14 protein-coding genes are annotated in these 12373 nt (G+C 41.8%); 13 read left to right on the top strand and 1 reads right to left on the bottom strand.

Features of this window, described 5'->3' with window-relative positions:
• The first annotated feature begins 84 nt into the window (after positions 1 to 84).
• The 12 genes from EDD69_RS11230 to EDD69_RS11175 all read left to right on the top strand — a co-directional run bounded on the left by EDD69_RS11230 (position 85) and on the right by EDD69_RS11175 (position 10308).
• Positions 85 to 435: a carboxymuconolactone decarboxylase family protein gene (locus tag EDD69_RS11230; protein WP_132949051.1), complete on the top strand. Its 351-nt coding sequence runs from the start codon at positions 85 to 87 to the stop codon at positions 433 to 435.
• Positions 436 to 635: 200 nt separating this feature from the next.
• Complete coding sequence (gene sufC, locus EDD69_RS11225; RefSeq protein WP_132949050.1) at positions 636 to 1415, top strand: Fe-S cluster assembly ATPase SufC; 780 nt, start codon at positions 636 to 638, stop codon at positions 1413 to 1415.
• Positions 1416 to 1434: 19 nt separating this feature from the next.
• Positions 1435 to 2736 (top strand): Fe-S cluster assembly protein SufD, encoded by a 1302-nt coding sequence (sufD, locus tag EDD69_RS11220; RefSeq protein WP_132949049.1) that lies wholly within the window; start codon positions 1435 to 1437, stop codon positions 2734 to 2736.
• Positions 2736 to 3956 (top strand): cysteine desulfurase, encoded by a 1221-nt coding sequence (locus EDD69_RS11215; RefSeq protein ID WP_132949048.1) that lies wholly within the window; start codon positions 2736 to 2738, stop codon positions 3954 to 3956. The genes sufD and EDD69_RS11215 overlap by 1 nt, the downstream gene beginning before the upstream one ends.
• Positions 3946 to 4383 (top strand): Fe-S cluster assembly sulfur transfer protein SufU, encoded by a 438-nt coding sequence (gene sufU, locus EDD69_RS11210; RefSeq protein WP_132949047.1) that lies wholly within the window; start codon positions 3946 to 3948, stop codon positions 4381 to 4383. Before EDD69_RS11215 ends, sufU begins: the two co-directional genes overlap by 11 nt.
• Positions 4384 to 4406: 23 nt before the next feature.
• On the top strand, positions 4407 to 5804 hold the full coding sequence (gene sufB, locus EDD69_RS11205) for a Fe-S cluster assembly protein SufB (RefSeq protein ID WP_132949046.1): 1398 nt from the start codon (positions 4407 to 4409) through the stop codon (positions 5802 to 5804).
• 92 nt (positions 5805 to 5896) lie between these two features.
• Positions 5897 to 6745 carry a DUF72 domain-containing protein gene (locus tag EDD69_RS11200; RefSeq protein ID WP_132949045.1) on the top strand — a complete coding sequence of 283 codons (849 nt, stop codon included), beginning with the start codon at positions 5897 to 5899 and terminating at the stop codon, positions 6743 to 6745.
• Positions 6746 to 6761: 16 nt separating this feature from the next.
• Positions 6762 to 7583, top strand: coding sequence for a sulfite exporter TauE/SafE family protein (locus tag EDD69_RS11195; RefSeq protein ID WP_132949044.1), 822 nt, complete (start codon positions 6762 to 6764; stop codon positions 7581 to 7583).
• A 23-nt stretch (positions 7584 to 7606) separates the two neighbouring features.
• The gene (locus EDD69_RS11190; protein WP_132949043.1) at positions 7607 to 9001 is read left to right on the top strand and encodes a bifunctional metallophosphatase/5'-nucleotidase; all 1395 of its coding nucleotides are present in this window, start codon (positions 7607 to 7609) and stop codon (positions 8999 to 9001) included.
• A gap of 53 nt (positions 9002 to 9054) precedes the next feature.
• Positions 9055 to 9357: a YunC family protein gene (locus EDD69_RS11185; RefSeq protein WP_132949042.1), complete on the top strand. Its 303-nt coding sequence runs from the start codon at positions 9055 to 9057 to the stop codon at positions 9355 to 9357.
• A gap of 56 nt (positions 9358 to 9413) precedes the next feature.
• Positions 9414 to 10169: a sporulation protein YunB gene (yunB, locus tag EDD69_RS11180; protein WP_243643103.1), complete on the top strand. Its 756-nt coding sequence runs from the start codon at positions 9414 to 9416 to the stop codon at positions 10167 to 10169.
• A 49-nt stretch (positions 10170 to 10218) separates the two neighbouring features.
• Positions 10219 to 10308: a MetS family NSS transporter small subunit gene (locus tag EDD69_RS11175; RefSeq protein ID WP_132949041.1), complete on the top strand. Its 90-nt coding sequence runs from the start codon at positions 10219 to 10221 to the stop codon at positions 10306 to 10308.
• 26 nt (positions 10309 to 10334) lie between these two features.
• Here EDD69_RS11175 and EDD69_RS11170 read toward each other — a convergent pair whose 3' ends face one another.
• Positions 10335 to 11306, bottom strand: coding sequence for a M23 family metallopeptidase (locus tag EDD69_RS11170; protein ID WP_424565355.1), 972 nt, complete (start codon positions 11304 to 11306; stop codon positions 10335 to 10337).
• Positions 11307 to 11470: 164 nt separating this feature from the next.
• Here EDD69_RS11170 and lipA point away from each other — a divergent pair, with 164 nt between their 5' ends.
• On the top strand, positions 11471 to 12361 hold the full coding sequence (gene lipA / locus EDD69_RS11165; protein ID WP_132949040.1) for a lipoyl synthase: 891 nt from the start codon (positions 11471 to 11473) through the stop codon (positions 12359 to 12361).
• Positions 12362 to 12373 lie beyond the last annotated feature (12 nt).

The following is a 12373-nucleotide window of genomic DNA, read 5'->3' as shown; positions in this document are numbered from 1 at the left end:
CCTCGATCACCGAGGCACTTTTATAATTTTACGCTTAACGATACATATTAATGATGAAATGCCGTTAAGCGAGGAGGGAATGGGATGCAAACATCGACTGAACAAGCGTTGCGTCATTATAAACAAGGATTAGGAACGTTTACGCAAAAATTACCGCAAGTCGCACAAGCCTTTAACGCGTTTACAGAGGCATGTTTTGACGAGGGAACACTGTCGAAAAAGGACAAACAATTGATTGCGCTTGGAATTAGTTTAGCGCAGCAAGACGAATATTGTACCATTTATCATACGAAAGGATGCCTTGATCAAGGGGCAACCGAGCAAGAAATTTTAGAAGCATGCGCGGTCGCGGCTGCGTTGGCAGGGGGAGCGACCATGAGCCAAGCGGTGACAATTGTTCAAGAATGCATTAACGAATTTCGGCCAATTCATTAGAAAAAGGATAGAAGTTTTTCTATCCTTTTTCATTATGTGTGATAATGATTACATACTTTTTAAACAAAAATGTATACAAATGTTTGTAAATGGTTGCTAATACTTTTCATTTGTTATAAGATTGTAATGAGAATAAAATGAGAATAGAATGCAAGTCCATAAGATAAACAAATTTTTTTGTAAAACTGGAGGTATTTTGCATGGCAGTGTTAACAATCAAAGATCTTCACGTATCGGTTGAAGGAAAAGAAATTTTAAAAGGGGTTAACCTTGAAATTAAAGGCGGCGAATTCCATGCCATTATGGGACCAAACGGAACAGGAAAATCAACGCTATCTGCTGCGATTATGGGGCATCCAAAATATGAAGTAACAAAAGGAAGCATCACGTTAGACGGACAAAACGTGTTAGAAATGGAAGTAGACGAACGCGCTCGCGCAGGTCTTTTCTTAGCGATGCAATATCCGAGCGAAATTAGCGGTGTGACAAATGCGGACTTTCTCCGTGCAGCGATCAACGCTCGTCGCGGTGAAGGAAACGAAATTTCATTAATGAAATTTATCCGTCAATTAGACGAAAAAATGGCGTTTCTTGAAATGAATCCAGATATGGCGCATCGTTACTTAAATGAAGGATTTTCTGGCGGTGAAAAGAAGCGCAACGAAATTCTTCAACTCATGATGTTGCAGCCAAAAATTGCAATTTTAGATGAAATTGACTCTGGTTTAGATATTGACGCATTAAAAATCGTGGCAAAAGGCGTCAATGAAATGCGCAGCAACGATTTTGGCTGTTTAATCATTACACACTATCAACGATTGCTCAATTACATTACTCCGGATTATGTTCATGTCATGATGCAAGGCCGAATCGTCAAATCTGGTGGACCAGAATTAGCACAGCGTTTAGAAGCAGAAGGATATGACTGGATTAAAAAAGAGTTAGGCATTGAAGATGAAGTCGTTGAGCAAGAAGCGTAAGCGTTAGGAGGATTAAACGATGATTGAAACGAAACTACCTTTTGACCAACAATATGTGCGTTCGTTTTCAACGGAACGCAACGAACCAGACTGGCTTTTAAACGTTCGCTTACAAGCTCTTGCGAAAGCAGAAGAGTTGCCATTGCCAAAGCCAGATAAAACGAAAATCGATCAATGGAATTTTACGCAGTTTACGAACCATGTTGTCGAAAGCGCTCCGCTTTCATCATTAGAAGAACTTCCAGAAGCGGTGAAAGCACTCATCAACCTAAATGAAGAGCAAAAAAACTTATACGTTCAGCGCGATAACACCCCAGCCTACCTTTCCTTATCAGAAGATTTAAAAGCAAAAGGCATTATTTTTACAGATATTTTTACGGCGGTACGAGAGCATAGCGACCTTGTGAAAAAATATTTTATGGATGGTGTGAAAGTGGATGAACACCGTCTTGCTGCTCTTCACGCTGCTCTTTTCAATGGCGGAGTGTTCGTCTACGTACCGAAACATGTTCAAGTCGATGTACCGCTTCAAGCCGTATATGTTCATGAACGTGCGGAAGCGTTGTTTAATCATGTTATCATCGTTGCAGATGAAGGAAGTAAAGTCACATACGTGGAAAACTACATTTCCACATGTGAAACAGCGAATTCGGTTGTTAACATTGTTGCTGAAGTGTTTGCCAATGACAATGCACACGTCTTTTTCGGCGCGGTAGATAGTTTAGCAAAAGGGGTCACTACTTATGTGAACCGCCGCGGAATCACAGGGCGTCACGGTCGAATTGAATGGGCGCTCGGCTTAATGAATGATGGAAATACGGTATCTGAAAATATTACTCGCCTGATCGGTGACGGTTCATACGGTGATACGAAAACGGTTGTTGTCGGCCGCGGTGAACAAATCCAAAACTTTACAACAAGCGTTATTCACTACGGAAAGCATACAGAAGGTTACATTTTAAAACATGGTGTTGTGAAAGATAAAGCTACATCGATTTTCAACGGAATTGGAAAAATTGAGCACGGCGCTTCCAAATCAAATGCGGAACAAGAATCGCGCGTGTTAATGCTAAGCCCTCACGCACGCGGAGATGCAAACCCAATTCTTTTAATCGACGAAGACGATGTTACTGCTGGACATGCCGCATCCGTTGGTCGTGTAGATCCGAACCAATTGTACTATTTAATGAGCCGAGGCATTCCAAAAGAAGAGGCAGAACGCTTAATCATTCATGGCTTCTTAGCGCCAGTCGTGAATGAAATCCCGATTGAAAGCGTGCAAAAACAATTAATCGAAGTGATCGAAAGGAAAGTTAAATGATGGACGTAAAAGAGCTTCGTAAACTGTTTCCGATTTTAGATCAAGAAGTGAACGGTAAGCCTTTAGTCTATTTGGATAGTGCAGCCACTTCTCAAAAGCCGCTTCCTGTTATTGAAGCGGTGAACAACTACTATCGCGAATACAATTCGAACGTCCATCGCGGCGTTCATACGCTTGGAACGAAGGCAACAGATGCTTATGAAGGGGCACGCGAGAAAGTGCGCCGTTTTATCGGGGCGAAATCGACGGAAGAAATCATTTTTACGCGCGGTACAACGACCGCAATAAACTTGGTGGCTGCAAGTTATGGCCGCGCGAATTTGCGCGAAGGCGATGAAATCGTCATTACGTATATGGAGCATCATAGCAACATCATTCCATGGCAACAGGTTGCGAAACAAACGGGAGCAACGCTGAAATACATTCCGCTTCAAGAAGATGGAACGATTCGTCTTGAAGATGTGGAAAATACCGTAACGCCGAATACGAAAATTGTTGCGGTTGTGCACGTTTCAAACGTGTTAGGAACGATTAATCCTGTGAAACAAATCGCGGAAATTGCTCACCGAAACGGTGCAGTGATCGTTGTCGATGGAGCGCAAAGCACGCCGCATATGAAAATTAACGTTCAAGAGTTGGATTGTGACTTTTTCGCGTTCTCAGGCCACAAAATGTGTGGACCGACTGGCATCGGCGTTTTATATGGAAAAAAAGCCTTGCTTGAAAAAATGGAACCTATTGAATTTGGCGGGGAAATGATCGATTTTGTCGGATTATACGAGTCTACATGGAAGGAACTTCCTTGGAAATTTGAAGGCGGTACTCCGATTATTGCAGGAGCGATTGGATTAGGTGCGGCGATCGATTTTCTTGAGGAAGTTGGATTAGATCAAATCGCTAAGCATGAACATAAACTAGCACAATACGCATTAGAGCAAATGTCGCAAATTGAAGGAATTACGATTTATGGTCCAAAAGAGCGGGCGGGACTCGTTACATTTAACCTCGATGACGTTCATCCGCATGATGTCGCAACGGTATTGGATGCGGAAGGAATTGCTGTCCGCGCAGGTCATCATTGCGCTCAACCGTTGATGAAATGGTTGAACGTTACGGCGACAGCCCGTGCAAGTTTTTATCTCTATAATACAGAAGAAGAAATTGACAAACTCGTCTTGGCATTAAAGAAAACAAAGGAGTATTTCAGCCATGTCTTTTAACAATCATTTAGACACGCTCTATCGTCAAGTGATTATGGATCATTATAAAAATCCGCGCAATCGCGGTGTGCTTGAAGATGAAAGTGTCGACATTAATCTGAATAACCCAACATGTGGCGACCGTATTCATTTAACGATGAAAGTGGAAGACGGCAAAATTGTCGATGCGAAATTCGAAGGGGAAGGCTGTTCCATTTCGATGTCTTCCGCTTCGATGATGACGGAAGCGATTAAAGGAAAAACGATCGAGGAAGCGTTACAGCTTTCGAAAGTTTTTTCCGATATGATGCAAGGAAAAGGTTACGACGATTCACTCGATTTAGGGGATATTGAAGCATTGCAGGGAGTATCGAAATTTCCTGCACGCATTAAATGTGCAACGTTAGCATGGAAAGCGATGGAAAAAGGATTGCGTACGGAAGAGTAGTGCATCAAAAGGAGGGAAACGAAATGGCGAAAAAAATGCCGGAAATTGGTGAATATAAATATGGTTTTGTCGATAAGGATGTGTCCATTTTCCGCGCCAAACGCGGATTAACGAGAGAAATCGTAGAAGAAATTTCTCGCATGAAAAATGAGCCACAGTGGATGTTAGAGTTTCGTTTAAAGGCATTGGATATTTTCTATAGCATGCCGATGCCGCAATGGGGTGGCGACTTATCTAGTTTAGATTTCGATGAAATTACGTACTATGTCAAACCAACGGAAAAGTCTGAGCGTTCGTGGGATGAAGTACCTGCTGAGATTAAAGCGACATTCGATAAACTTGGTATTCCAGAAGCGGAACAAAAATATTTAGCAGGTGTATCGGCCCAATACGAATCCGAAGTCGTTTATCACAACATGAAAGAAGATCTTGAAAAATTAGGGGTTATTTTTAAAGATACGGATTCAGCGTTGAAAGAAAACGAAGATCTGTTCCGTGAACATTGGGCAAAAGTGGTGCCGCCAACAGACAATAAGTTTGCCGCTCTAAACTCAGCCGTTTGGTCTGGCGGTTCGTTCATTTACGTTCCAAAAGGAGTCAAAGTTGATACGCCGCTGCAAGCGTATTTCCGTATTAACTCTGAAAACATGGGACAGTTTGAGCGCACGTTAATTATTGTCGATGAAGGAGCGCACGTTCATTACGTGGAAGGTTGTACGGCGCCGGTTTACACAACAAACTCACTGCATAGTGCCGTTGTTGAAATCATTGTTAAGAAAGGCGCTTACTGCCGCTATACAACGATTCAAAACTGGGCGAACAACGTCTACAACCTTGTTACGAAGCGTGCGGTTTGCGAAGAAAACGCAACGATGGAATGGATTGACGGAAACATCGGTTCGAAATTAACAATGAAATATCCAGCTGTGATCTTAAAAGGAGAAGGCGCACGCGGTCTCACGCTTTCAATCGCGATTGCCGGAAAAGGCCAGCATCAAGATGCTGGTGCGAAAATGATTCATCTTGCGCCAAATACGTCTTCGACGATCGTTTCTAAATCCATTTCGAAACAAGGCGGTAAAGTAACGTATCGCGGTATTGTTCATTTTGGCCGTAAAGCATCAGGTTCACGCTCAAACATTGAGTGCGATACGCTCATTATGGATAATCAATCCACTTCAGATACGATTCCATACAATGAAATTTTAAATGACAATATTTCATTAGAGCATGAAGCAAAAGTATCGAAAGTATCTGAAGAGCAATTGTTCTATCTCATGAGCCGCGGCATTTCTGAACAAGAAGCGACAGAAATGATCGTAATGGGCTTCATCGAGCCATTTACAAGAGAATTACCGATGGAATATGCAGTCGAAATGAACCGTCTGATCAAATTTGAGATGGAAGGTTCAATCGGATAATGAAGAAGCCGATTATTCGCAGGGAGCGGGTAATCGGCTTTTTATCATCACGTGCTCAAATTGTGATAAGATGGAAGTAGTAGGTGATAGCAATGATTTATGTTGGATTAACCGGATGGGGGGATCATCCTACCATTTATCCATCTGGCCTAGCGGCAAAAGATAAACTACAAGCATATGCGGCACATTTTCCGACAGTGGAAGTAGATTCCTATTTTTATGCGATTCAGCCGCGGAAAAACGTTGAGAAATGGGTGAAAGAAACGCCGCGTTCGTTTCAATTTATTGTGAAGGCTTATCAAGGAATGACAGGGCATCAGCGCGGTGAAATCCCATACGAAAGCAAAGAAGAAATGTTTGCTGAGTTTTTGGAATCCATTCAACCGTTTATGGAAGCGGGAAAACTAGCCATGGTTCTTTTCCAATTTCCGCCTTGGTTCGATTGCAAAAAAGACCATGTGCGTTACTTGCGCTGGTGTCGTGAAAAAATGGGCGACATTCCGGTTGCCCTTGAATTTCGGCATCGCTCTTGGTTTTCTCCATCATTTTATGAAAAAACGTTGAAGTTTATGGAAGAGGAGCGATGGATTCATAGCATTTGTGATGAACCGCAAGCGGGAGAAGGCTCCGTTCCAACGGTTCTTCATCCAACAGATCGTGAAAAAACGTTGGTCCGTTTGCATGGACGCAACGTATACGGCTGGAATAAGCGCGATGAAGAAAATTGGCGGTCTGTCCGCTATTTATATCGTTATAACGAAAAAGAATTGAGCGAATGGGTCGAACACGTGCAAACATTGCAGAAAACATGTAAACATATTTATGTGTTATTTAATAACAATTCTGGGGGAGACGCTGCTGATAATGCGAAGCAATTTTTACAGCTTTTAAACATTGAATATACAGAGCTTGCACCGCGACAATTAGATTTCTTTTCATAATGGGGGATTGTTTGAAATGGAATATGCACTATTGATCGTCATCGGTTTTTTAGCAGGTACCATTGGAAGCCTCGTCGGTTTAGGGGGAGGGGTCATTATTGTTCCATCGTTATTATTTTTAAGCGCTGCTCATATTTTGCCATCGATTTCTCCACAAGTGGCGGTTGGTACGTCGCTTGTTGTCATCATTTTTAATGGATTGTCTTCAACTTTAACGTACATGAAACATAAAATGGTTGATTATAAAAGCGGATTAGCATTTTTTATCGGCAGCGGCCCTGGAGGCATTTTTGGGGCATGGATCAATCAAAAGCTGCATCTTCATCATTTTTCGCTTTATTTCGGTCTATTTCTTATTTTTACATCTTTTTTGTTAATGATCAGATCGCGCTTATCTCCACTTCAGCGTCAGAAAGAATTTAAAGTAAAACGCACCTATATAACGAATGAAGGAGAAGAAATCGTTTATGGATATCATCCATGGATGGCGATTTCGATCGCATTTGCTGTTGGTTTTTTTGGGGGGGTATTTGGCATCGGCGGCGGTTCATTAATGGTTCCGGCGATGATCTTGCTGTTTTTATTCCCGCCGCATGTCGCTGTCGCTACGTCGATGTTGATCGTCTTTTTATCAGCGCTTGTTAGTTCGTTGACGCACATCGCGATGGGAAATGTCGCATGGTTATTTGCTTTCGCATTAATTCCGGGCGCATGGTTTGGCGCGAAATGCGGTGCATGGATTAACCGCAAATTAAAAGGAAACACCGTTGTAACTGTATTGCGAATCGTTTTAATTTTGCTTGGCGTTCGTTTAATTTATCAAGGAATCGTATCGTAACAGTGAAAGGTGTGTTACCAAAATTGAAGGAAATCGTTTATATTTATCATACCAACGACGTTCACAGTCATTTTAAACATTGGCCAAAAATCGCTCATTTGTTGCGTGAAAAACGAAAGGAACATACACAAAAAAATGAACATGTTCTCATTTTCGACATTGGCGATTTTGTCGATCGTGTTCATCCGATTACGGAAGCGACAAATGGAAAGGCGAATGTCCATTTGTTAAATGATATTCCGTATGATGCGGTAACGATCGGCAATAACGAAGGGATTACATTGCCTCACGAACATTTGAATACGTTATATGAACAAGCAACCTTTTCTGTTCTTGTTGCGAATTTGTTTTATCCAAACGGCGAACGTCCGCCGTGGTTAAAGCCGTACGTACTTTTTAAGCTTGGAAATGTTCGTCTCGCCGTGATTGGCTTAACGGTTCCATTCCAAAAATTTTACGAACTTCTCGGTTGGCGTGTGGAAGACCCTTTTGCAATATTGAAAGAAATCTTATCGGAACTTAAAGGAAAAGCGGATGTCATCGTTTTGCTTTCCCACCTCGGAATCAATGAAGATGAAAAAATTGCTCAATTATTTCCGGAAGTTTCGCTTATTCTTGGAGGACATACTCACCATCTTTTAGAAAATGGAAAAATGATCGGTTCCACTCTTTTATGCGGAGCGGGAAAATTCGGCCGTTACGTCGGCGGCGTCAAGCTTATGATTGATTCTGAACAGAAAAAAGTGGATAAGGAAGCGTTTGTCATTCCTGTTTCCAATTTAGTCGGTGAGTGTCAAGAAACAAAAAGAACATTGCGGCGTTTTAAGCAAGAAAGCGAGGTCATTCTTTCTGAACCAATCGTGTACTTGCCGCATGATTTAGCGCTTGACTGGTTTGCTCCATCTCCTTTTGCGAGTTTGCTTGCTGAGGCATTGAATGAATGGTGCGAAGGAGATGTAGCGATGGTCAATGCAGGGGTATTGTTAGAGCCGCTGCAAAAAGGAATCGTGACAAAAAAGGATTTACATCGCATTTGCCCTCATCCGATCAATCCGTGCAAAGTATATTTACGCGGCAGTGAATTAAAAGAAGTCGTTTTACAAGCGAATACGGAAAAAATGAAAAGATTAGAAATCAAAGGCTTTGGTTTTCGCGGCAAAGTGATGGGACAGATGGTATACGATCGTTTACAAATCGAAACAGAAATATTGAGTGACGGCTCGGAACATATTCGCCGCATTTTTGTCGATCATGAGCCTTTACAAGAACAAAAACTATATGCGGTCGCAACGATTGATATGTTTACATTTGGACATTTGTATCCAGAAATTTATCGGGCAGCGAAAAAAACGTATTACATGCCTGAAATGCTGCGCGATCTATTGGAGTGGAAACTGAAAAAACTGTATGGTTGCTAGGCACGCTTTTTTTCTCTATTCATACATTGAATAGAGGAAAGGAGCGTGATCAAATGATTCATATGACACCGCTGTTGATTGATGGAGAGTCGTTTACAGCCATTTCCGTACAACTTCCCAAAACGACGCTTCTCGCTGTTGCCAGTGAAAAAGGCTATATTATGTGCGGGGCATTAGATGTTGCGCTTTTAAATGAAAAATTAAAAGATCGCGGCATTGTTGCGGCGAGGGCGATCGGAGTAAGAACGATTGACCAGCTTCTTGAAGCGCCATTAGAATCGGTCACTGTTGCCGCTGAACAGTTAGGGATTTACCCAGGCATGAAAGGAAAAGATGCGCTGCTGCGCATGAAATAAGCCTAATAATTCCCCCCTTTACGGCATACATATAAACTGTAGAGGGGGGATTTCGATTGGCAACGTTTCGCGGTCGCTTATTGCGAAGAAGGCCTTTGCCGATTCGCTACGTATTTTTATTGACATTTATTTTTTTTATTTTATCGACGGCCGTTAGCCTTTGGGTGATTAATAGAGGAATTGAACCAACGTTAATGGCGATCGCGGAAAAGGAAACGAGGCGGTTAGCCAATTTAGTGATCACCAGTGCTATTAATCAACAAATTGCGGAAGACGATTTCGATGTTGAGAACTTTATTAAGGTTCAGCAAGATGAAAGTGGAAAAATTTCTTTTGTCGATTTTAATACCGCGGTTGTCAATCGAGTATTAGCAAAGACAACGAATCGAGTACAAAAGAATTTGAAAGCAGCAGCAGCAGGAAATTTAACAGAATTAGAATTTCCAGATGTACAAATTGAAACAAACCAAGCAAAAAACAAAGGAATTATTTATTATATTCCGCTTGGACAAGCAACAAATAATATTTTACTAGGAAACTTAGGACCGCGCATTCCTGTCCGTTTCTATGTCATTGGCGATGTAAATTCGGATGTGAAAAAAAATATACAGCCATTTGGAATCAATAATGCTTTAGTGGAAATATCTATTCATATTGAGGTGAATATCCAAATTATTATTCCGTTTGCGACGAAAACAGCAACGGTACAAAACGATATTCCAGTTGCTATACAAATTATCCCAGGAGAAGTTCCTGATTTTTACAATAATAATGATGGAGTCAATCCGTCATTTGAGGTCCCTTCAGAATAGAAAATTCTATTTGAAAATAAACAAACGGTTATACCTAGGGAGCAAATGGATGATGATTGTCGGAATGTTCATGATTTGGGGCGGGTTTATTGGCAGTGTTGCTCATGCTGTGAAAAAGAGCAAGGCAAAATCATCATAGATGAAAAAATGAGACCGAGCGAGGTCTCATTTTTTCTTTAAACGTTCTAACCGTTCCCAATGTTTTAAGTGAGGATATGGATCGAACGACCATTCTGTATATCCATTGTCTTTATACATTCCGTAATGAAGATGAGGTGGAAATTTCCCCGATGTGCCAGGAGGCCCATAGCCCGAGCTTCCAACGGAGCCAATGAGCATGCCGGGTTCCACCATTTGGCCTTCATGCAAGTCTTTCGAAAAGCCGTTTAAATGTCCAAAGTAGTGGTACGTATTATTAATATCACGAATGCCGACACGCCATCCTCCGTATTTGTTCCATCCTTTTAATTCAACGATCCCATAACAAGTTGAACGAACAGGCGTCCCATAATTCGCAAAAATATCTGTCCCTTCATGAATTCGGCGTCCTCCCCATCCGCGCGCATCACCCCATGTGTTTTTGTAACTATAGTTGAAGCGAATCGGAATTGGGAAGGCGTGACCCTCAAGATTCAACCGTCCGAAATGTTTATATATTTTTACTTTCCCTAAAATAATGTCGACGGTTTTGCTTCGCTCATAATAATTCCATAATGCGATTTTTAAGTCAGCGTGATCATTGCCGTAAGAGCGAAGAAAACGAGCGATAGAAAAAAGGATATCTTCATCATTATTTCGGTCGGCGATGCCATCGTCATTTCCGTCCGTCCCCATGCCGCCAAATTGGGAGATGGTAAATGGGTTTGTATCTTCTTTATTTTTGTTGAGCGGACCTGCCCAACGCTCTGGGGGAATGTAAATGCTTATGATTCCTTTGGCTTCAGGAAGATCCCGTCGCACTTGACGGATATTTCGCTCATACTGATCGATTGCTGCGAAATAATACCAAGGAATGAGCGAAACGGCTTCCGCTTTTTGATATAGCTCCATTCGTTTCGCGTATATATCCTCATTTTCTGCCGCAAATACTGGAAGAGGAAAGATGATGAGTAAAAAAATGAACAATAACTTTTTCACACGAGACGCTCCTTTCAACAAAGCTCATATCGTTAGTTTGAGGAAATTATTTGTTTTCATAAACAAAAAATGTTGGAAATGATGATGAAAAACAAACTTTTTTGTATTGTGTTTGTAGAATCCGTATAATGAAGATGTACATTAATCATTGGAGTGTGAAAAAGATGTCAACAAAAGAGCAACATATGCGTAAACCGGAATGGCTCAAAATAAAGTTAAATACAAACGAGAACTATATAGGCTTAAAAAAGATGATGCGCGAAAAAAAACTGCATACGGTATGTGAAGAAGCGCGTTGTCCAAATATTCATGAATGCTGGGCAGTAAGAAGAACGGCAACGTTTATGATTTTAGGGGATGTTTGCACACGCGCTTGCCGCTTTTGTGCAGTAAAGACAGGATTGCCGACGGAATTGGACTGGAAAGAGCCAGAGCGAGTCGCTGAATCTGTTCGTTTAATGAACTTAAAACATGTCGTCGTTACTGCCGTTGCGCGCGATGATTTAAAAGATGGCGGGGCAGCTGTGTTCGCTGAAACAATCCGCGCCATTCGCCGCAAAAATCCGTTTACAACGATCGAAGTTCTTCCTTCCGACATGGGCGGGGTATATGAAAATTTAAAAATTTTAATGGATGCTCGACCTGATATTTTAAACCACAACATCGAAACGGTGCGACGCTTAACGCCGCGCGTTCGCGCTCGCGCAACGTATGAACGTTCGCTTGAGTTTTTGCGCCGTGCGAAAGAATTGCAGCCTGATATCCCGACAAAGTCCAGTATCATGGTCGGTCTTGGCGAAACGAAAGAAGAGATTATTGAAGCGATGGATGATTTGCGTGCCAACCATGTGGATATTTTAACGATCGGTCAATATTTACAGCCAACGAAGAAGCATTTAAAAGTGGAAAAGTACTATCATCCACACGAGTTTATGGAACTGAAAGAAATCGCCCTCAGCAAAGGATTTAGCCACTGTGAGGCAGGGCCGCTTGTTCGCTCTTCGTATCATGCCGATGAACAAGTGCAGGCGGCAACGAAGCAATTGAACGGATAAGAAAAGCAGGTC

The organism is Thermolongibacillus altinsuensis (assembly GCF_004341205.1).
Classification (GTDB): domain Bacteria; phylum Bacillota; class Bacilli; order Bacillales; family Anoxybacillaceae; genus Thermolongibacillus; species Thermolongibacillus altinsuensis.
Note: the sequence above shows the minus strand (reverse complement) of the source record. Positions and strands in the feature narration are given on the sequence as shown.

Coding starts and splice junctions, on each gene's coding strand:
- sufU (WP_132949047.1), top strand. CDS start 3,946: ATGTCTTTTAACAATCATTTAGACACGCTCTATCGTCAAGTGATTATG.
- EDD69_RS11195 (WP_132949044.1), top strand. CDS start 6,762: ATGGAATATGCACTATTGATCGTCATCGGTTTTTTAGCAGGTACCATT.
- EDD69_RS11185 (WP_132949042.1), top strand. CDS start 9,055: ATGATTCATATGACACCGCTGTTGATTGATGGAGAGTCGTTTACAGCC.
- EDD69_RS11215 (WP_132949048.1), top strand. CDS start 2,736: ATGGACGTAAAAGAGCTTCGTAAACTGTTTCCGATTTTAGATCAAGAA.
- sufB (WP_132949046.1), top strand. CDS start 4,407: ATGGCGAAAAAAATGCCGGAAATTGGTGAATATAAATATGGTTTTGTC.
- sufC (WP_132949050.1), top strand. CDS start 636: ATGGCAGTGTTAACAATCAAAGATCTTCACGTATCGGTTGAAGGAAAA.
- lipA (WP_132949040.1), top strand. CDS start 11,471: ATGTCAACAAAAGAGCAACATATGCGTAAACCGGAATGGCTCAAAATA.
- EDD69_RS11175 (WP_132949041.1), top strand. CDS start 10,219: ATGATGATTGTCGGAATGTTCATGATTTGGGGCGGGTTTATTGGCAGT.
- EDD69_RS11200 (WP_132949045.1), top strand. CDS start 5,897: ATGATTTATGTTGGATTAACCGGATGGGGGGATCATCCTACCATTTAT.
- EDD69_RS11230 (WP_132949051.1), top strand. CDS start 85: ATGCAAACATCGACTGAACAAGCGTTGCGTCATTATAAACAAGGATTA.
- sufD (WP_132949049.1), top strand. CDS start 1,435: ATGATTGAAACGAAACTACCTTTTGACCAACAATATGTGCGTTCGTTT.